The following is an 18,784-nucleotide window of genomic DNA, read 5'->3' as shown; positions in this document are numbered from 1 at the left end:
CGGAGGAGCCCGACCGGCCGCCGGCTACCAGGCCCGGACGGTGCTGACGGGAACGTCGGCCTCCTGCCGGGCCAGCGCGGCCCGGCCGCCCAGCGCGGCGAGTTCGACGGCCACCGACACCCCGACGACCTCGGCGCCGGCGCGGCGCAGCAGGCGGCAGGCCGCGGCGACGGTCCCGCCGGTGGCCAGCACGTCGTCGATGACCAGCACGCGGGCGTCGGCCGGGACGTCCCCCGGGTGGACCTGCAGGGCGGCGGCGCCGTACTCCAGGTCGTAGGACTCGCTGAGCACCTCGCCCGGCAGCTTGCCGGGCTTGCGCAGGGCCAGCACGCCGACGCCCAGCGACATCGCGGCGACCGCGCCGAGCAGGAACCCGCGGGCCTCGATCCCGGCGACCAGCGTCGCGGTCGGGGCCGGCGCGACCAGCGCGCGGGCCAGCAGGTCCAGGGCCATCGCGTCGGCCAGCACCGGGGTCAGGTCCCGGAAGAGGACCCCGGGCTGCGGGAAGTCGGGCTGGACCCGGACAAGGCGGTCGAGCTGCTGCCCGGCCGCCTCGACCACGGCGTCCATGGTGTGCTCGGCGGTCACCGGCTGCGCTTGCCGCTCGGTCGGCTGCCCTTGCCGGCCGGCCGCTTACCCGCCCCGGGGCGGACCGGCTTGACGCCGGGTCGGGGTGCGGCCCCCGGCTCGGGAGCACCGGCCGGGCGTTCGGCCACCGCCACCCCGGCGGCCGGCGGGGCGGCCGTCGGGGCCGCCCCGGGAGTCGCGGCGCCGGCGCGGGTGGCACCCCGCTTGGCCGCCTTGGCCTTGCCGGTGCCGACCGTGCGGGCGATCACGTCGCCGTCGGCGTCGACGATCAGGCCGTCGGCCTGACGCTTGGCGGCGACCCGGGCGGTGTGCGCCTTGACCTGGGGGTCGCGGAGCTTGAGGTCGACGGCCAGCGGGACGGCGATGAACACCGACGAGTAGGCGCCGACGAGCATGCCGATCAGCATGACCAGCGACAGGTCCTTCAGAGTCCCCGAACCCAGCAGCACGACGCCGGCGACCAGCAGGCCGGCGACCGGCAGCAGGGCGATCAGCGAGGTGTTGATGGATCGCATCAGGGTCTGGTTGATGGCGAGGTTCGCGGCCTCCGGATACGTCCGGCGGGTCAGCGACAGCAGGCCCTTGGAGTTCTCCTGGACCTTGTCGTAGACCACGACCGTGTCGTAGAGCGAGAAGCCGAGGATGGTCAGCAGGCCGATGACCGTCGCCGGGGTGACCTCGAACCCGATCAACGAGTAGATGCCGGCGGTGATGACGACGTCGTGCAGCACCGACACCACGGCCCCGGCGGCGACCCGTCGCTCGTACCGGATCCACAGGAAGATCGCGACGGCGACGAGGAAGACGATGACGGCGATGAGCGCCCGCTGCGAGATCTCCCCGCCCCAGGTCTCGGACACCGCGGAGTCCGAGACGCCGCCGGTCGGGGCGAACGTCGAGGTGATCGCCGCCTTGGCCGCGGTGACCTGCTCGGGGGTCAGCGAGGACGAGCTGACCAGCAGATTGCTGCCGACCACCTGCACGGCGTCCGGCTCGACCCCGGTGGCGGTGGCCACGGTCGAGGCGACGTCGCTCGTCGAGATGCCGGTCCCGGCGGCCGGGGCGAACTGCAGCTGGGTGCCGCCGGCGAAGTCGATGCCGAAGTTGAAGCCCCGGACGACGATCAGCAGGATCGAGGCGACGACCAGCGCGGTGGAGACGATGTAGTACCAGCGGCGCGGTCCGAGGACGTTGAAGGCGCCGGTGCCGGTGGACAGCCGGGACAGGAACGACGCCTTGCGCGTCGACCCGGACTTGCCGCCGGTGTCCAGGCCGGCGGCGGCCGCGTCGACCGACCCGGGGGCGGGCGCGGGCTCGGAGTTCAGGTCGGCCGCGTCGGCGGCCGTCTTCTCGGGGCCGGTCACACCGACACCTCCTTGCTGTTCGCAGCGGGGTCGGCGGGCGCCCCGGCCAGGGCCCGGCTGGTGGCGGCGCGCTGCCGGGCACCGGCCCGGGCCACCCCGCCCAGGCCCGACCACGTCGGCGACTGGAAGATCTTGGACCCGGACGCCAGGTGGACCAGCGGGTGGGTCACGAGGAACACGACGACGAGGTCCAGGACGGTCGACAGGCCCAGCGTGAACGCGAAGCCCTTCACCTCGCCGACGGCCAGGATGTAGAGGATGAACGCGGACAGGAACGAGACCGCGTCCGCGGACAGGATGGTCCGCTTGGCCCGCGACCAGCCGCGGGGCACGGCGGAGCGGAACGTCCGGCCTTCGCGGACCTCGTCCTTGATGCGTTCGAAGTAGATGACGAACGAGTCGGCGGTGATGCCGATGGCGATGATCAGACCGGCGACGCCGGCCATGTCCAGGCTGTAGTTGATCCACCGGCCGAGCAGCACCAGCACGGCGTAGACGATGCCGAACGACAGCACCAGCGACAGGATGGTGATGACGCCGAGCAGCCGGTAGTAGATCAGGCAGTAGATGATCACCAGCAGCAGCCCGATGCCGCCGGCGATGATGCCCGCCTTGAGGTACTCCAGGCCCAGTTCGGCCGACACGCTGACGGACTCGGCCCGGTCGAAGGCCAGTGGCAGCGAGCCGAACTTCAGCGAGTTGGCCAGGGCCGAGGCTGAGGCCTGGGTGAAGCCACCAGAGATCTGGGTGTTGCCGCCGATGATGGCCGAGTTGATGCGCGGCGCGGAGATGACCTCGCCGTCCAGCGTCATCGCGGTCAGCTTGCCGACGTTGGCCGAGGTGTAGGAGCCCCAGGTCGAGGCGCCGTCGGACTTGAACGTCAGGTTGACGACGTAGCCGCCACCCTGGGGGTCCAGACCGGAGGTGGCGTTGCTGATCTCGGTGCCGGCGATGATCGTCGGCTCGAGGAGGTAGATCGCGTCACCGTTGTCGCTGCAGGCGATCAGCGGCTTGCTGGGATCGTCCAGCCCACGGTAGGGCTCGAGGTCGGCGCAGCTCAGCCCGGGGAGCGCGCTCTGCGCGGCGGTCAGCCAGGACGCCCACCCGGCGGTGTCGGTGGCCAGCGGCTGGGTCGGGTTCTCCGGGTTGCTGCCGGTCGGCCAGGCCACTGGGGCCGTGCTGGTCGGGGTGGCGCCGGTGGCCGAGGCGTCGGTGCCGGCCGGGGTCGTGGCCGCGGCGCTCGCGTCGGTGGCCGCGGCGCTGGTCGGCGCGTCGGTGGCCTCCGCCGCCGCCCGCAGGCCCTGCGGCGAGGCGGTGGTGGTGTCGCCGATGGCCGGGACGACGCTCGGGCTGGCCGCCGCGGTCGGGGCGGCGGTCTCGGTCGTGGCGGCGGCACCGGTCCCCTGACCGACGCTCTCGTCGACTGTCGGGGTCGGCGACGCGGTGTCGCCGATGGCCGAGACGGTGGTGGGGGCACTGGACCCGGTGGCCTCGGAACCGGACGTCGGCGCGGCACTCGTGGTCGGCGGCACGTAGCCGGCCGGGAAGCTCGCGACCGGGTTGCCGGACGCGTCGATCGAGACGGGCCGGATGTTCAGTTGGGCGCTGCGGGTCAGGTTGTTGAGGTCCTGGGTGCCGGGCACGGTGATGACCAGCTGACGGGACCCGTCGATCTGCACCTGCGCCCCGGCGACACCGGAGCCGTTGACCCGGCTCTCCATGATGTTCCGCGCCTGGTCCATCTGGGTGCGGGTCGGATCCGACCCGTCCAGGGTGCGGGCGGTGAGGGTGATGCGGGTCCCGCCCTGCAGGTCGATGCCCAGCTTTGGGGTGTTCGCTCCGGGAAGGAGGAACACCAGGCCGTAGAGCACGGCCGTGATACCGATGAAGGTCCAGATCAACCGCCACGGACGGAACTGTCCCGTTGGTGTCGCCACGTCGCCACTTTCTTCCTGCACGCCCCGGTGAGGGAACGGCGCGCCGCCGTCTGATGACGGACGGTCACGGCCCTCGACCGGCTGTGCTTGTCACCCTAGAACGCGGGACGGGGCCGACGGCCCCTTCCCACGCGCAACCCGCATGAGAACGCCCCGACCCGGGAATGCGGGGTCGGGGCGTCGGAGGATCGAGGGGTCAGCTGTCCTTGCGCAGGTTCGACCGACCGTCGGACTCACCGAACGGCGGCAGCGGCTCGACCGACTCGACGATGGCCGGCTCGCTGATGGCGTCGGCGGCCGGGACGACGACCTCGCGCACGGCGGCCTTCACCCAGGTGGTGCGGACACCCGGGGAGATCTCGAGCTCGATGGTGTCGTCGGCGATGGCCGTGACGGTGCCATGCAGACCGGAGCTGGTCATCACGCGGGTGCCGGGACGCAGCGCGTTGTGCATCTCCTGCGTCTGCGCGGCCATCCGCTTCTGCTTCTTGACGGACATGTACATCATCACGCCGAGGGCGGCGAACAACAGGACGGGGAGGAGCAGGCCTTCCACGGGGGGTTTCTCCTTGCGATCGTCTGGGCGGTCGTCGGTGCCGGTGACCCGGCCGGGTGCATCCGCCTCTTCGGTGATGCAACGGTCGGCCACGGCAGTCGGTTCCCACGGAGGTACGACGGTGCTCGGCACACGGGGTGGGACCCGGACAGTTCAGGCCAGGCTACTCCAGACCTACCGTTCGGGGCAGGGATCGCGGACCGGCCGCCGTCACCATGGCCCGCCGGACCGGCGCCCACTAGCGTTCCGATCGGGCCCGTCCCACCGGCGCGCCGGGGCCGCAGGACACCGGATCGTCGACGGAGAGGCTGACTCATGGTGGGGATCGACGACAGCACGGCAGCGGCGGGAGCGGTGGGCGATCAACGGCCACGGGTGGCGATCGCCTGCCAGGGCGGCGGGAGCCACACCGCCTTCACGGCCGGGGTGTTGAGCCGGCTGCTGGAGCCGGACGCGCAGTCCCGGATCGAGGTCACCGGCATCAGCGGCACGTCCGGCGGGGCGATCTGCGCGCTGCTGGCCTGGTCGGCCCTCGTCGACGGTGACCCGTCGGTGGCCGGGCAGCGGCTGCGCGGGTTCTGGGCCGACAACGCGGCCCGCTCCCCCGGCGAGGCGTTCGTCAACGCCTTCGTGCAGTGGTCGGCGAAGGCGGCCGACTACATCGCCTTCCCGGCTCTGAGCCCGTACCAGAACCCCGGGGCCGACGCGGCCGAACGGATGCTGCGTGGCCTGATCGACCAGCACGTCGACGTGGCCGACCTGAACCGGCGGGCCGAGGCCCTCGGGACCGGTGCGCCGCACCTGCTGCTCGGCGCGGTCGACGTGCTGTCCGGGGCGTTCAAGGCCTTCGACAGCCGCCGGGGCGAGATCAGCACGGACGCCGTGCTGGCGTCCGCGGCCATCCCGACGCTGTTCCGGTCGATCGACGTCGCCGGTCGCAAGTACTGGGACGGCCTGTTCTCGCAGAACCCACCGATCCGCGACCTGCTGGACGACCATCCGGACGAGGTGTGGGTCATCCAGATCAACCCGTCGGCCCGTGACGACGAGCCGGAGTCGGTGGCCGCCATCGCCGACCGCCGCAACGAGCTGGCCGGCAACCTGTCGCTGTACCAGGAGCTCGCGTTCATCGAGCGCATCGACCGGCTCGTCGAGCAGGGCGTCATCACCGACCCGCGGTACAAGCGGATGACCGTCCGCGTGCTGGAGATGGAACGCCCGCGCTCCTCCCGGCAGCGGGGCTACGCCTCCAAGCTCAACCGGTCGCCCGCGTTCCTGGACGAACTGATCGAGCTGGGGGTGCGGCAGGCCGGGGATTTCCTGCTCGCCCGGCGGTTCGAGGACGCGTGGGCCCGGGGCGACGCCGAGCAGATGCTGGAGTTCTTCGCCGACGACTGCGAGGTGAGCACCACGGCGCCGTTCCGTGAACTGGCCGCCACCCGCAACCGGGCCTCCGTCGAAGACCTGGTCACCGAACGCGTGCGCACCAACGTCGCCATCGACTTCACCCGCAAACAGATCGCCCGGGAGACGGTCAGTTGGCGGGTGCGCGCGACGTCACCGGACACCGGCGAGGTACGGTCCGGCCTGGCCGAGGTCACCTTCGCCGACGGCAAGGTCGTGCGGTTCGCCCTCGGCCCGGTGCGCTGACCCGACCGGGCGGTCACCGGTGACGGTCAGGACGGCCCGGCGGCGACGATCTCCCGCAGCTCGTCGGCCTTGGCCGCCGTCCAGCCCGGTGGCTGCAACACCTGCGCCCAGCCGTCGACGTACTCCTGGCTGAAGGTGTGGCCGTGGCCGTTGGGGGTGTCGACCCACTCCGTCATGTCGAACGTGGTCTGCCAGAACGTGACCAGCGGCAGCCACACCATCGCGTCGGAGACGTCGCGGCCGCGTGGCTCGGTCAGCCAGTCCGGCCGGCCGAGGATCAGGTCGGGACTCCACCAGCTGATCGGGTCGGAGGGGTGCTGCAGGTACAGCACCCGGCTGCCCGACCAGGTCTGGTCGGCCGGAGCCGCGGGCTGCGCGGGGTCGCCGCTGAACCGCACCGTCCGCCCGTCCCGGTAGACCGGGGCGATCTGCGGCGATCCCGCCTCCCGATTGGCCGTGAATTCCGCGTGCAGCGGGTTGAAGTTGGGCGGTCCGGCGAACAGGGCCCCGTCGGTGCGGTTGGCCAGGTCGAACTCGCCGCTGAACGCGGCCTCCATGCTGAACGACCCGAGGCTCTCGCCGAAGACGTACAGCTTCGGCCGGGCGTCCAGCGGGAGGGCCGACCACCGTTCGTAGACGGCATCGAAGAGGGCGCGGCCGGCCTGCCGGGCCGGGTCCTGGTCGACCAGGAACGACAGCCAGGAGGGGAAGTAGGAGTACTGGATGGCGACGGCCGCGCTGTCGCCGCCGGTCTCGTACTCGAAACTGGTCAGGGCGGCCGGGTCGACCCAGCCGGTGCCGGTGACGCCGGCCACCAGCAGGTTGGCCCGCCGGAACCCTCCGGCCCGCTCCAGGTCGTCGACGGCCAACCGGGCCCGCTCCTCGACGCCGTCGGCCGACGCAAGCCCGGCGTAGGCCCGGATCGGGGTCGGGGCCGGTTGCCCGGTGAAGGCGCTGATCTGCTCGGCCGTGGGGCCGCGACCGGTGAAGTTCCGCCCCTGACGACCCAGGGTGTCCCAGGCGACGAGGGAGTCCGGTCCCCCGCTACGGTCGGTCGAGGTGGGCTGCGACGCGCTGTCCTCCGTGCTGGTGTCCAGCGCGGCGAAACTGCGGTCCAGCGCGCCGAGGGCCAGGTCCCGGATGACCCCGCTGAACAGCAGCACGAGAACGGCGGCGGCGACGAGGCCGCCGACCGCGCGGGCGGCGTTGCGCCCCATCCACCGGGCCAGCAGGCCGGCCACCCGTCGGTACAGCCAGCGCACCCCCCGGGCGGCCAGCAACAGCAGGGTGAAGACCAGGGCACCGACCACCGGCACGAGCAGCTGGGCCAACGGGGTCTCCGGCGCGAGAGCGACCAGCTCACGGGTCTGTACCTGCCAGCGGTAGCCGAGCACGACGGCGACCAGCAGCAGCGCCCCGCCGACGACGGCCAGCGTCAGCCACGACGACCGCCGCGGCGTCCGCGCCGCCCGGTCCGGGAACTGCCGCCACACCCAGGCGACGACGAGCCCGACGCCGTACCCGAGGACGGCGGTGAGACCGAACGTCGCGCCCTGGACGAGCCCCGGCCGGGGCAGCAGCGACGGCGTGAACGACAGGGCGCCCACGAGGACCGCCCCCCACAGGCCGGGCAGGGTCAGCGTGAGCCACCGTGCGCGGGCCCGCCCGGCAGCGGGGCGCGGCCCGTCACCGGGCGGGGCGGCGGGAGGAGGGGAAGCGGGACCGTCGGTCACCGCGGCATCGGTCACCGACGCATTGTGGGGTCCAGGGCCCGTCCGACGCGTGGGTCGAAGGACCCCCGGGCCGACCTCCACCCCAACGGAGGCATCGCTGGTGGGAGCATGGGCCGGTGCAGCGATCTGGGGGGGCGGGCCGTGAGTGATCGGGCGGGGCCGGCGGGTGGGCCGCCCGGTCGCCGGTTCCCCCGCTCCGTCTATGGGGTGGGCAACGAGCCGGACCCCCGATTCACGCTGGCCAACGAGCGGACCTTCCTGGCCTGGATCCGCACCGCCCTGGCCCTGACCGCCGGCGGGGTCGCCCTGGAGGCCCTGGGCCTGGGTCTGCATCCGCAGCTCCGGTTGGCGGCGGCGGTGCTGCTGGTGCTGGCCGGTATCGGCACCTCGGCCCAGGCCTGGGTGGGCTGGACGCGGACCGAGCGGGCGCTGCGACTTTCCCGGCCGCTACCGGCCCCCGCCAGCGCGTTGCCGCTGGCCGCAGTGTTGCTGGTGGTCGGCGTCTGCATCGTGCTGGCGATCCTGCTCGCATGAGCACCCAGAAGTCCGAGGGAGGGTTGTTCGACCCGGGACTGCAACCGGAACGCACGGCGCTGGCCTGGCTACGGACCGCGCTGGTGCTCACCGTGGGGTCACTGGTCGGGCTGCGGGTGCTGCCGCACTACTGGGGGCCGTTCGGACTGGTGCTGGCCGGTACCGGGGCGCTGGCCTCGATGGCGCTCATCGGCCTGGCGGTCCGCCGGTACCGACTCACCGGACGCCGACTGACCGCCGCCGGCCCGGCGGCCGGTGCCGTCCCGGACGGACGGCTCCCGGCGCTCCTGGCCCTGCTCACCGTGTGCGCCGCCACGATCGCGGCCGTCCTGGTCGTCTGGGTCGCCGCGGTCTGACGGTCGACGGCCGTTCAGGACGCGTCGAACAGGCCGTCGTCACCGGCGCTGTCGCCCGGGGCCGCGCCGAGGACCGGGGCGTTCCGCGGCGGGGTGAGCCGCAGGTGCTCCCAGGCCGCGGGGGTGGCGACCCGGCCGGCCCGGGTGCGGGCGAGCAGCCCGATACGCACCAGGAACGGCTCGCACACCTCCTCGACGGTGGACGGCTCCTCCCCCACCGCGACGGCCAGGGACGTGATCCCGACCGGTCCCCCGCCGAACGTGCGGCACAGGACGCCGAGCACCGAGCGGTCGAGCCGGTCCAAGCCCAGCTCGTCGACCTCGTAGACCGCGAGCGCCGCCCGCGCGACCTCCCGGGTGATCGACCCGTCGGCGCGGACGTCGGCGAAGTCGCGGACGCGGCGCAGCAGCCGGTTGGCGATCCGGGGTGTGCCGCGGGACCGGCGGGCGATCTCGGTGGCGCCGTCGGGCCGCAGCTGCACGCCCAGGATGGCGGCGCTGCGGGTGATGACCTGGGTGAGTTCCTCCGGTGCGTAGAACTCCATGTGCGCGGTGAAACCGAACCGGTCCCGGAGCGGGCTGGTCAACTGCCCGGACCGGGTCGTCGCCCCGACCAGCGTGAACGGGGCGATGTCCAGCGGGATCGAGGTGGCGCCGGGGCCCTTGCCGACGACGATGTCGACCCGGAAATCCTCCATCGCCAGGTAGAGCATCTCCTCGGCCGGCCGGGCCATCCGGTGGATCTCGTCGATGAACAGCACGTCGCCCTCGACCAGGTTGGACAGGATGGCGGCGAGGTCGCCGGCCCGCTCCAACGCCGGACCGGAGGTCAGCCGGATGGAGGCGCCCAGCTCGGCGGCGATGATCATCGACAGCGACGTCTTACCCAGGCCCGGCGGGCCGGCCAGCAGCACGTGATCCGGGGGGACACCCCGCAGCTTGGCCCCGGTGAGCACCAGTTCCAGCTGCTCGCGGACCCGGGGCTGCCCGATGAACTCGGCCAGCGACTTCGGGCGGAGTGAGGCCTCGACGTCGGCGTCGGCCGGCACCTGGTGCGGGTCCACGGTGAACTCGACGTGCTCGTCGTCACCGGGATCCTCGGGGTCGGGGAAGACGCCGGAGAGTCCGCTCATGGGCGGCGTCACCGGCCCCGGCCGAGGCGGGTGAGGGCGCGGCGGAGCACGGCGCTGACGTCGGTGGGCAGAGCGCCGTCGGTCGATCCGGCCGCCTCGGCCAGCACGGCGGCCACGGCGTCCTCGGCCTGCTTGGCGGTGAACCCGAGCCCGACGAGCGCCTCGACGACCTGACCGGCGCCGTCCAGCGGGGCGGCCGGCACGGCCGCGACCGCGGCGGACGGCGACGCGGTGCCCGCCGGCATCACCGTGGGCACGACGCCGACCTTGTCCCGCAGCTCCAGGATCAGCCGCTCGGCCCCCTTCTTGCCGATGCCCGGGGCCCGCATCAGCGCGGCCGTGTCCCCGGTGGCGAGCGCCGAGCGCAGCTGGTCGGGGTCGAGCACGGCCAGCAGGGCCAACGCGATCTTGGGACCGACCCCGGACACCGACTGGACCAGTTCGAACAGTTCCCGACCCGCGTCGGACCCGAAGCCGAACAGCGTGAGCGAGTCCTCCCGGACCACGAGAGTGGTGGCCAGGCGGGCGTTCTCACCGCGCCGCAGACTTCCCAGGGTGTTCGGGGTGGCTCGCACGGCGAACCCGACCCCGCCGACCTCGATGACGGCGTGGTCCAGGCCGATGGCCGCCACGGTGCCGCTCAGCGAGCTGATCATCGCGCCACCATCCGGATCCCTCGGGCCAGCCGGGTCTGCTCGGCCAGCTTGTTCTGCAGCGGCGAACGCCACAGGTGGCACAGGGCCAGGGCGAGCGCATCGGTGGCGTCCACCGGCTTGGGCGGGGCGGAAAGGCGCAGCAGCCGGGTGATCATGGTCGCGACCTGCGCCTTGTCGGCGTCACCGTTGCCGGACACGGCGGCCTTGACCTCGCTCGGCGTGTGCCAGGCGACCGGGATGGTCCGGCGGGCGGCGGCCAGGGCCACCACGCCGGCGGCCTGGGCGGTGCCCATCACGGTGCGCACGTTGTGCTGGCTGAACACGCGTTCCACGGCGACCGTGTCGGGCCGGTAGCGGTCCATCAGGGCCTCCACCTCCTCGGCGACCTGCAGCAACCGCAGGGCGATGTCGGCGTCGGCCGGGGTGCGGACCACGCCGGCCGCGACCATCCGCGGGGCCTGGCCGGCTCCGCCGTCCACGATTCCGATCCCGCACCGGGTCAGCCCGGGATCGACACCGAGCACCCGCACGCCGGTCACCCCCACGTTCCCGAACGGCGCGGACCTCAGGTCCCGGGCCGTTCCTCGCTCACGTCTGTCGTACGTCTGTACGCCGAACGACGCTACCGGGCCGCCGCCGCGGGGGTGGCGGCGGCACGCGGGACGGCCGGGTGTTCCTGGCCCGACGAGCCCGGAACCGGGCCCGGCTCGACGCGTGTTCAGCGCTTATTCGGCGCCTACTCAGCGTCGAGCTGCTCGGCGACCTCGTCGGAGATGTCGGCGTTGGTGTAGACGTTCTGGACGTCGTCGAGGTCCTCGATGGCGTCGATGAGCTTGACGAACTTGCGCGCACTCTCGACGTCCAGCGACACCTCGACCGACGGCAGGAACGACTGGTCGGCGGAGTCGTAGTCGAACCCGGCCGCGGTGACCGCCTTGCGGACGGCGACCATGTCGGTCGGCTCGGAGATCACCTCGAAGGCCTCGCCGACATCGTTGACGTCCTCGGCCCCGGCGTCCAGGACGGCCAGGGTCAGCTCGTCCTCGTCCACCGCGACGCCGTCGTGCTTGCGGGGCACCGTGACGACACCCTTGCGGCTGAACAGGTAGGACACCGACCCCGGGTCGGCCATGTTGCCGCCGTTGCGGGTGACGGCCACCCGGACCTCGGAGGCCGCCCGGTTCTTGTTGTCCGTGAGGCACTCGATCATGATCGCCACGCCGGCGGGGCCGTACCCCTCGTAGGTGATCGACTGGTAGTCGGCGCCGCCACCGTCCGCACCGGAGCCGCGCTTGACGGCGCGGTCGATGTTCTCGTTCGGCACCGACGTCTTCTTGGCCTTCTGGATGGCGTCGTAGAGCGTGGGGTTGCCGTCCGGGTCACCGCCACCGGTGCGCGCCGCCACCTCGATGTTCTTGATCAGCTTGGCGAACAACTTGCCGCGCTTGGCGTCCTTGGCCGCCTTCTGATGCTTGGTCGTCGCCCATTTGGAGTGGCCGCTCATGAACCTGCAAACCCCTTCACTGCCCGCTCGTGCCGATGCCGGACCGTTGCGGTCCTGTGACCCGGCCTGACACCGTCCGTCACCCGACCGACGATCCTACGGCGTGCGGGGGCCCGCGGGGGTCCGCTGCCGCTCCGTCACCAGTTCCAGGAACGCCTCGTGCAGCCGGTCGTCGTCACCGACCTCGGGATGGAAGGCGACCGCCATCGCGGTGGCCGAGCGCACCGCGACCGCGTACCCGTCGACCTCGGCGAGCACCTGCACGTCCGGTCCGACCCGCTCGACCCGGGGGGCCCGGATGAAGACGCCCCGCAGCGGTCCACCGGCCAGACCGGCGACGGGCAGGTCGGTCTCGAACGAGTCGCGCTGCCGCCCGAAGGCGTTGCGGCGCACGGTGATGTCCAGGGTTCCGAGCGGGACCTGATCGGGGCGGCCGTCGAGGATCTCGGTGGCGAGCACGATCATGCCCGCACAGGATCCGAACGCCGGCAGGCCGGCCCGCAGGCGGGCGGTGAGCGGATCGCGCAGCTCGAAGACGTCGAGCAGCCGGCACAGCGTCGTTGACTCCCCACCGGGGACGACGATGCCGTCCAGGCCGTCGAGTTCGCGGGCGCGGCGGACGGGCCGGGCGGTCACGCCGAGGCCGGCGAGGGTCATCAGGTGTTCACGGACGTCGCCCTGCAGGGCCAGGACGCCGATCACCGGGTCGGTCGAGGTCATGGTGGTCACGGCTTCCAGGTCATCAGGACGACGACCGCCACCAGCAGCAGGCTGGTGACGCCCGATCCCATGGCGACGGCGGGGTACCTCGGCGGCGCGGGGTGCGTCGTCGCGGTCCCGGCGGTGGCCAGCTCGTCGGCCGCCCGCTGCAGGGTGGGCACCACGAGGAACAGGGTCAGCCCCAGGGCGATCGCGTACAGGACGAGCGAGGACAGCACCCAGCCGGTGGTGATCGTGGTGTCGTGGGTGGTCACGCCGAGGATCGCGAAACCGAACACCACCACCAGCAGGGACAGCAAAGCGAGGATCTGGGTCGAGCGGGCCAGGACCTGCACCTGGCCGGCCTGACCCGTGCGGATCGCGCGCATCGCGGTCATCGGGAGGATGGCCATCGGGCCGACGATGAACACGGCCGAGACGACGTGGAGCACGGCGAACAGGTCTTCCATGACCGCTGACCCTAGAGATCCGGGCGGTCGTTCCGGCACCCGCGGCCCCGCTCACCCCACCGGTGACGGGACAGGACTGCCCGATATGCGAAAATCGGTACCCGACATGCACGATGACCGATCCTCGGCGAGACCCGGCCGCGCTCCCCGTCGCCGGACCGGTGACATGCACGAGTGGGCCGCCGCCCCGGGGACGGACGGACCGGCCGAACGCCGGGCCCGGGCGATCATCGACCGGAACGCCGCGGTCCTGCGCGGCCTCGTCGGCGTATCGGCGGGGGCGTTCGGACTGCTCGGCGCGTCCCCGGAGAGCGCCGCGGTTCCGGTCTGCGCCGCCGTCCTGGCGTGGGCGGTCGCCCGTCTGCTCACGGTCCGCCACCGCACCCTGGCCTGGACGATCCTCGACGTCCTGGTCGCGGTCGCGGTCGGGCTGTCCGCGCCCTGGACGGTCACCAGCGCCGACGTCGTCGGTCAGCAGGGGTTCGTCGTCATGGTGGTCACCGCGGCCAACGTCACCCTCGCCTGGCACGCCCGGCGCGGGCTGGCCCTGGCCGCCTGCACGGCGGTGACCGCGGCGGCGGTCACCGGTGCGGTGATGGCCACCGGACAGAGCGTGTGGACGGTCCCGGCGCTCTACGTGATGCCGTTGCAGGCTGTGCTGGGCTGGGGACTGGTGGGCGTGTTCCTGCCCGTGGCCCGCGAGGCCGACCGCGCCGCCCGGGAACGCAGCAACGCCCTGGCGGACCTCGATGTGGCCGCCGCCCGCCGTGCGGCCACCTGGGAACACTGGTCGCTGTTGCACGACACCGCCGCGGCCACGCTGATGATGGTCGGCGACGGCGCCGCGAGCCCGGCGGCGGATCGGATCCGGCGGCAGGCCGAACGGGACCTGCGGGCCCTGGACGGCCTGACCGGTCACCACCCGACCGACGTGGGGGAACACGGCGGGCTGGCGGACGCCGTCCGGCGCTGTGTGGCCGACAGCCCGCTCACCGTCTCCCTGGCGGTCGAGGGCGCGCCGACCGCACCCGGCGAGGTCGTCGCCGTCCTGGTCCGGGCGATCCGGGAACTGCTCACCAACGTCGAGCGACACGCCGGGGCGGTGCCGGTGCAGGTGCTCGTGCGCGAGGTCCGGGACGGAGTGGTCGTCGTCGTGCAGGACCAGGGTCCCGGGTTCGATCCCACCCTGGTCCGGGACGGGCCCGGACGGGGCCTGCGCGAGTCGGTGGTCGGCCGCCTCGACCGGATCGGAGCCACCGCCCTGGTCGACAGCGCGACAGGGGCCGGCACCACGATCACCCTCACCTGGCTCCCCTCGGCCACGGCGACGACGCCGACCGACACGTCGGCCGTCCGGTCGATCCGGGTGCCCTACCTCCGCTACTTCGGGATCGCACTGGCCGTGGTCACCGCGGTCGCCGTCGTGCAGTTCGCCGCCGTCGGCCTGGCCACCGACGGGGCCCCACCGCTGATGTCGGCGGTCCTCGCCGCGCTACTGCTCGTCGCGACCGCCGCCGGGGGCGGGCGGATGGCCCGGGACCGGGACTGGCGGCCGACGGTCGTCGGCGGATGGCTGGGGTCCGTCCTGGTCGCGGACGTCCTGTTCGTCCTGGCGCTCCGGCCGGCAGACATCTCCCGGCCCGCCAACTGGGCCCTCGGAGCGGTGCCCTACGTCGTCGTCGTCCTGCTGACCGGGCGTCGACCGCGCTGGTCGGTCCTGGCGGTCGCCGGAGCCGTCCTGCTGGACGTCGTCCCACTGGTGGCGGAAGGTGGTCTGACGGCGGCCGACGTCGCCCGTTTCGGTCAGCAGGTGACCCTGCTGACGATCTTCCCGTTGGCCGCCGCAGTGTTCTACGCAGGACTGCTGGACGTGGCCCGGACGGCCGCCACGGAGGACGCCGAGCGGGCCGCCCTGCGGTCCGCGGAGCGACGAGCCGCCGCGTTGGCCGCCGACCGGGCCGAGCGCGCCGCGATGGTGTCCACCACCGTGGTCCCCCTGCTCGAAGCCCTGGCCGACGGTCGCGCCGATCCCCGGGACGACCGGGTGCAACGGTCCGCGCGCGTCGAAAGCGCCCGGCTGCGCAGGATTTTCGCCGAGCACGACGAGGTCGACGACCCGGTGGTCCACGAGGTGCGCGCCTCCGTCCAGGCCAGCGAACGGGCCGGGGTGGCGGCGACCCTGGACGTGCACGGTGCGGCCCCGGCCCTGCCGGTGCAGGTCCGCCGGCAACTCCTGGAGGCGCCGATGGCCCTGCTGGCCCGGGCGGTCGACTCCGCCCGCGTGGTGGTCGACGCGACCGACGGGCGGGTCGCCGTGAGCGTGGTGACCCGGATACCCGGTTTCGTCGCGTCCGGCTCGGAGGAATCCGCCGGGCCGGTCACGGTCCGATCGGTGGCGGTGGGCGATCAGGTCTGGGTCCAGGGCACCTGGGAGGACGGTCGGTGATGGGTGTTCCGGATCCGGGCCGACACCCGGTGCGGGTCGCCGTGGTGGATGACCACGACGTGGTGCACGCCGGCATCGAGGCGTGGTTCGCGCAGTCCGGGCCGGCGATCCGGGTGGTCCACACCGCCACCGACGCCCAGGGCGGAGCTCCGGAACGACTGGACGCGGCCGGGCCGGTGGACGTCGTGGTACTCGACCTCTACCTGGGAACCGGTCGACCCGACCTCGGGCTGCTGCGCGCCCTGGTGGCCGCGGGCCATCGGGTGGTGGTCTTCTCCGGGACGACGGACCCCGGGGTCGTGCTGGACTGCCTGGACCAGGGCGCGCTCGCCTTCCTCACCAAGGCTGAGGGGCGGGCACACCTGCAGCGGGCCGTCCTGTTCGCCGCCTCCGACCGGGGCTACATCGGCCCCACCGCCGCCGGCGCGATGGCCGACGACCCGCGAAGCCGTCGACCCCGCCTGTCGCCCCGCGAACTGGAGGTCCTGCTGAGCTGGTTCCGCACCGAGTCCAAGGACCTGGTCGCGGCGTCACTACACATCACCCGGGCCACGGTGAACACGCACCTGGCACGCATCCGGACCAAGTACGCCGAGGTGGGGCGGCCGGCACCGACGAAGGCGGCACTGATCGCGCGTGCCCTGCAGGACGGCATCGTCACGATGGACGATCTCGAGGGGTAGGGCTGCCGGGCGTCGGACGGGTCGGGGGCCGGCCGACACCCGGCAGGTCTGTTCCCCCACGCCATCGGCCTGCCGATCCTGGACGGTAGACAAGCATCGCCGGCCGCAGTATCAGCCGTTCGGACGACAGTCGGCCGGGTCCACCACGTTGGACGGGGGCACCGTCGGGACCACGGCGGGGTCGATTCGGCAGAGCGGCAGCAGCACGTGCAGCAGCGGGCCGATCGACACGGCGTACAGCACGGTGCCGACGCCGACCGTCCCGCCGAGCACGAAACCGACCGCCAGAACGGTGATCTCGATGCTGGTGCGGACCAGCCGCACGGAACCGACGCCCCGGGCGACCAGTCCGGTCATCAGGCCGTCGCGGGCGCCGGGGCCGAGTCCGGCCCCGATGTACAGGGCACCGGCCAGGGCGTTACCGGCGATGCCGGCGACCAGGTAGGCGATGCGGGCCGGCCAGCTCTCCGTCGCCGGGAACAGGAACAGGCCGAGATCGGTGGCCGCACCGATGATCGCGACGTTCGCCACCGTGCCGACCCCCGGGCGTTGCCGCAGCGGGATCCACAGCAGCAGCACGGCCACCGAGACGATGGTGATGATCGCGCCGAACGACAGCGGCACCCAGCGGTTGACCCACTCCGTCAGGCCCTGGTGGAACACGTCCCAGGGGTCCAGACCGAGGACGGCGCGGACCATCATCGCCATCGTCAGGCCGTAGACGAGCAGCCCGACGAGCAGCTGGGCGAACCTGCGGGGACGGCGGTCGGCCGGGACGGGCAGCAACCACCCACGACGAGGTGCAGGGGACGGAATGGGAACGGGTTCGGTGGCACCGGACATGGTGGCCACTTCACCCGACACTGGCCTGGTTTTCCAGGGCCACTTGCGAGAAAGTGGTCTGATGCAGGATCTCGACCTGATCGCCCGCCCGTCGAGCCGGTTGTCCGCCGTGGCCCTGGCCCGGCGGCTCGGCCCGGCCGACGCCGATCGCGGCCCGACCTATCGGGACCTGGCCGATCGCATCCGGGCCGCCTTGCTGGACGGCCGCCTCGCGGTGGGCACCGGCCTGCCCAGCGAGCGGGAACTGGCCGGCGGACTGGCCCTGTCCCGGACCACCGTGGGCGCGGCCTACGCCCTGCTCCGGGATCAGGGATGGCTGGACTCCCGGCGTGGCTCGGGCAGCCGGCTGCGGCTACCCGACGGCGCTGCCCCCCCGGGCCTGGCGGGGGTGGGGGCGGCCGGTGCGGCCATCTTCGGGTACCCGGCCGTCGGCAGCGACGACATCATCGACCTGACGGTGGCCAGCCTGCCGCCGCCGGCGGATGCCCTCCGCGCGGCGGTGGTGGCCGCGACCGAAGACCTCATGACGCACGCCGCGACCGACGGCTACCACCCCTACGGGCTGCCCGAACTGCGCGAGGTCATCGCCGACCGGTTCACCGCCGCCGGGGTCCCGACGACGGTCGAGCAGGTGCTGGTGACGTCCGGCGCCCAGCACGCCTTCACCCTGGGCCTGGGCGAGTTCAGCGCGGCCGGGGACCGGGTGCTGCTCGAATGCCCGACCTACCCGATCGCCCTCGACGCGGTCCGCCACCACCGGCGGGTCCCCGTTCCGGTCGGCCTGGCCGCCTCCTGCGACGTCGCCCCCGACGGCTCGACGCCGACCGCGGAGCAGACCTGGGACCTGGGTGTCATCGGTCCGGCGCTGCGCCACTCCACCCCCCGGCTGGCCTACCTGATCCCCGACTTCCACAACCCGACCGGCGCGGTCATGCCCTGGTCGACCCGGGAGGCGCTGGTCGCTGCGGCCCGGTCGGCCGGCACACTGCTGATGGTCGACGAGTCGTTCCGCGACATCTCCTTCCCGGGCAGCGGCCCGTTGCCGCCGCCGGTCGCCGCGGCCGACACCCGGCGCGGTGGGGAGATCGTGCTGACCCTCGGCTCGGTCTCCAAACCCCTGTGGGGTGGTCTGCGCACCGGGTGGGTCCGGGGCACCCCGGCCCAGATCCGCCGGCTGGCTGCCGCGCGGGCGTTGGGTGACATGGCCGGGCCCGTGCTGGACCAGCTGGTGGCGACCCGGCTGCTGCAGGAGCCGCAAGGCGCTCTGGACGTGCAGCGGGCCCGGGTCGCGGCCGGGGCGCAGGCGGTGCAGTCCGCCCTGGCCCGGTACCTACCCACCTGGCGGTGGACGACCCCGGCCGGGGGCACCTCGCTGTGGGTGCGGCTGCCGGAGGCCAGCGCCACCGAACTGGCCGCGGTGGCACCCGCCGCCGGGGTGCGGGTGGTCGCCGGGCCGCGGTTCGGGCCGGACGGGACGATGGGCGAACACTTGCGGCTGCCGTTCACCGCGAGCCCGGACGTCCTCACCGAGGCGGTCCGGCGCCTGTCCGGGGTGGCCGAGCAGGCGGCCGAACGAGCCCGGTCGTCGATCCCCGGATGGCTCGCCTGACATCGGTTCCCGGCACTCGGACC

General features: G+C 73.3%; 18 protein-coding genes. 6 read left to right on the top strand and 12 right to left on the bottom strand.

Annotation, left to right across the window (positions count from 1 at the left end):
• Positions 1-24: 24 nt before the first annotated feature.
• The 4 genes from FDO65_RS01105 to yajC form a co-directional block, all read right to left on the bottom strand.
• Positions 25-588 carry an adenine phosphoribosyltransferase gene (locus FDO65_RS01105; RefSeq protein WP_240757356.1) on the bottom strand — a complete coding sequence of 188 codons (564 nt, stop codon included), beginning with the start codon at positions 586-588 and terminating at the stop codon, positions 25-27.
• Positions 585-1,952, bottom strand: coding sequence for a protein translocase subunit SecF (gene secF, locus FDO65_RS01100; RefSeq protein ID WP_240757355.1), 1,368 nt, complete (start codon positions 1,950-1,952; stop codon positions 585-587). The genes FDO65_RS01105 and secF overlap by 4 nt, the downstream gene beginning before the upstream one ends.
• Positions 1,949-3,889 carry a protein translocase subunit SecD gene (gene secD / locus FDO65_RS01095; protein WP_137447649.1) on the bottom strand — a complete coding sequence of 647 codons (1,941 nt, stop codon included), beginning with the start codon at positions 3,887-3,889 and terminating at the stop codon, positions 1,949-1,951. Before secD ends, secF begins: the two co-directional genes overlap by 4 nt.
• Before the next feature lie 196 nt (positions 3,890-4,085).
• Complete coding sequence (gene yajC / locus FDO65_RS01090) at positions 4,086-4,445, bottom strand: preprotein translocase subunit YajC (RefSeq protein WP_137447648.1); 360 nt, start codon at positions 4,443-4,445, stop codon at positions 4,086-4,088.
• Positions 4,446-4,760: 315 nt separating this feature from the next.
• Between yajC and FDO65_RS01085 the strand changes: the two genes are divergently transcribed.
• Positions 4,761-6,095, top strand: coding sequence for a patatin-like phospholipase family protein (locus FDO65_RS01085; RefSeq protein ID WP_240757354.1), 1,335 nt, complete (start codon positions 4,761-4,763; stop codon positions 6,093-6,095).
• 26 nt (positions 6,096-6,121) lie between these two features.
• On the opposite strand, the gene FDO65_RS01080 is transcribed toward FDO65_RS01085, so the two are convergent.
• The gene (locus FDO65_RS01080; RefSeq protein WP_137447647.1) at positions 6,122-7,843 is read right to left on the bottom strand and encodes an alpha/beta hydrolase; all 1,722 of its coding nucleotides are present in this window, start codon (positions 7,841-7,843) and stop codon (positions 6,122-6,124) included.
• 126 nt (positions 7,844-7,969) lie between these two features.
• On the opposite strand from FDO65_RS01080, the gene FDO65_RS01075 reads away from it, so the two are divergent.
• Both FDO65_RS01075 and FDO65_RS01070 read left to right on the top strand, forming a co-directional pair.
• On the top strand, positions 7,970-8,362 hold the full coding sequence (locus FDO65_RS01075) for a YidH family protein (RefSeq protein ID WP_240757353.1): 393 nt from the start codon (positions 7,970-7,972) through the stop codon (positions 8,360-8,362).
• A complete protein-coding gene (locus FDO65_RS01070) occupies positions 8,359-8,718 on the top strand; it encodes a DUF202 domain-containing protein (RefSeq protein ID WP_137447645.1) in 360 nt (119 codons plus the stop codon). The genes FDO65_RS01075 and FDO65_RS01070 overlap by 4 nt, the downstream gene beginning before the upstream one ends.
• Before the next feature lie 14 nt (positions 8,719-8,732).
• On the opposite strand, the gene ruvB is transcribed toward FDO65_RS01070, so the two are convergent.
• The 6 genes from ruvB to FDO65_RS01040 form a co-directional block, all read right to left on the bottom strand.
• Positions 8,733-9,851 (bottom strand): Holliday junction branch migration DNA helicase RuvB, encoded by a 1,119-nt coding sequence (gene ruvB, locus FDO65_RS01065; RefSeq protein WP_137447644.1) that lies wholly within the window; start codon positions 9,849-9,851, stop codon positions 8,733-8,735.
• Positions 9,852-9,859: 8 nt separating this feature from the next.
• Entirely contained in the window at positions 9,860-10,507 is a 648-nt protein-coding gene (ruvA, locus tag FDO65_RS01060; protein WP_137447643.1) for a Holliday junction branch migration protein RuvA, read from the bottom strand.
• Positions 10,504-11,037, bottom strand: coding sequence for a crossover junction endodeoxyribonuclease RuvC (gene ruvC / locus FDO65_RS01055; protein WP_137447642.1), 534 nt, complete (start codon positions 11,035-11,037; stop codon positions 10,504-10,506). The genes ruvA and ruvC overlap by 4 nt, the downstream gene beginning before the upstream one ends.
• A 206-nt stretch (positions 11,038-11,243) precedes the next feature.
• Positions 11,244-12,011 carry a YebC/PmpR family DNA-binding transcriptional regulator gene (locus tag FDO65_RS01050; protein WP_137447641.1) on the bottom strand — a complete coding sequence of 256 codons (768 nt, stop codon included), beginning with the start codon at positions 12,009-12,011 and terminating at the stop codon, positions 11,244-11,246.
• Positions 12,012-12,107: 96 nt separating this feature from the next.
• Positions 12,108-12,731: a pyridoxal 5'-phosphate synthase glutaminase subunit PdxT gene (gene pdxT / locus FDO65_RS01045; RefSeq protein WP_137449362.1), complete on the bottom strand. Its 624-nt coding sequence runs from the start codon at positions 12,729-12,731 to the stop codon at positions 12,108-12,110.
• 5 nt (positions 12,732-12,736) lie between these two features.
• Positions 12,737-13,180 carry a DUF2269 family protein gene (locus FDO65_RS01040; protein ID WP_137447640.1) on the bottom strand — a complete coding sequence of 148 codons (444 nt, stop codon included), beginning with the start codon at positions 13,178-13,180 and terminating at the stop codon, positions 12,737-12,739.
• A gap of 166 nt (positions 13,181-13,346) precedes the next feature.
• Between FDO65_RS01040 and FDO65_RS01035 the strand changes: the two genes are divergently transcribed.
• The gene (locus FDO65_RS01035; RefSeq protein WP_137447639.1) at positions 13,347-15,626 is read left to right on the top strand and encodes an ATP-binding protein; all 2,280 of its coding nucleotides are present in this window, start codon (positions 13,347-13,349) and stop codon (positions 15,624-15,626) included.
• Positions 15,626-16,309, top strand: coding sequence for a DNA-binding response regulator (locus tag FDO65_RS01030; RefSeq protein ID WP_137447638.1), 684 nt, complete (start codon positions 15,626-15,628; stop codon positions 16,307-16,309). The genes FDO65_RS01035 and FDO65_RS01030 overlap by 1 nt, the downstream gene beginning before the upstream one ends.
• Before the next feature lie 111 nt (positions 16,310-16,420).
• Here the strand turns inward: FDO65_RS01030 and yczE are convergent, their stop codons facing one another.
• Entirely contained in the window at positions 16,421-17,152 is a 732-nt protein-coding gene (yczE, locus tag FDO65_RS01025) for a membrane protein YczE (protein ID WP_166441990.1), read from the bottom strand.
• A gap of 61 nt (positions 17,153-17,213) precedes the next feature.
• Between yczE and yczR the strand changes: the two genes are divergently transcribed.
• Positions 17,214-18,761: a MocR-like transcription factor YczR gene (gene yczR, locus FDO65_RS01020; protein ID WP_166441989.1), complete on the top strand. Its 1,548-nt coding sequence runs from the start codon at positions 17,214-17,216 to the stop codon at positions 18,759-18,761.
• The last annotated feature ends 23 nt before the right edge of the window (positions 18,762-18,784 follow it).

This window comes from Nakamurella flava (genome assembly GCF_005298075.1).
GTDB lineage: Bacteria > Actinomycetota > Actinomycetes > Mycobacteriales > Nakamurellaceae > Nakamurella > Nakamurella flava.
Note: the sequence above shows the minus strand (reverse complement) of the source record. Positions and strands in the feature narration are given on the sequence as shown.

Excerpts from the sequence above, each read along its gene's own strand:
- FDO65_RS01070 (WP_137447645.1), top strand. The coding sequence starts at position 8,359 with ATGAGCACCCAGAAGTCCGAGGGAGGGTTGTTCGACCCGGGACTGCAA.
- FDO65_RS01040 (WP_137447640.1), bottom strand. The coding sequence starts at position 13,180 with ATGGAAGACCTGTTCGCCGTGCTCCACGTCGTCTCGGCCGTGTTCATC.
- pdxT (WP_137449362.1), bottom strand. The coding sequence starts at position 12,731 with ATGACCTCGACCGACCCGGTGATCGGCGTCCTGGCCCTGCAGGGCGAC.
- ruvB (WP_137447644.1), bottom strand. The coding sequence starts at position 9,851 with ATGAGCGGACTCTCCGGCGTCTTCCCCGACCCCGAGGATCCCGGTGAC.
- FDO65_RS01050 (WP_137447641.1), bottom strand. The coding sequence starts at position 12,011 with ATGAGCGGCCACTCCAAATGGGCGACGACCAAGCATCAGAAGGCGGCC.
- yczR (WP_166441989.1), top strand. The coding sequence starts at position 17,214 with ATGCAGGATCTCGACCTGATCGCCCGCCCGTCGAGCCGGTTGTCCGCC.
- FDO65_RS01030 (WP_137447638.1), top strand. The coding sequence starts at position 15,626 with ATGGGTGTTCCGGATCCGGGCCGACACCCGGTGCGGGTCGCCGTGGTG.
- yczE (WP_166441990.1), bottom strand. The coding sequence starts at position 17,152 with ATGTCCGGTGCCACCGAACCCGTTCCCATTCCGTCCCCTGCACCTCGT.
- ruvA (WP_137447643.1), bottom strand. The coding sequence starts at position 10,507 with ATGATCAGCTCGCTGAGCGGCACCGTGGCGGCCATCGGCCTGGACCAC.
- FDO65_RS01035 (WP_137447639.1), top strand. The coding sequence starts at position 13,347 with ATGCACGAGTGGGCCGCCGCCCCGGGGACGGACGGACCGGCCGAACGC.
- FDO65_RS01085 (WP_240757354.1), top strand. The coding sequence starts at position 4,761 with ATGGTGGGGATCGACGACAGCACGGCAGCGGCGGGAGCGGTGGGCGAT.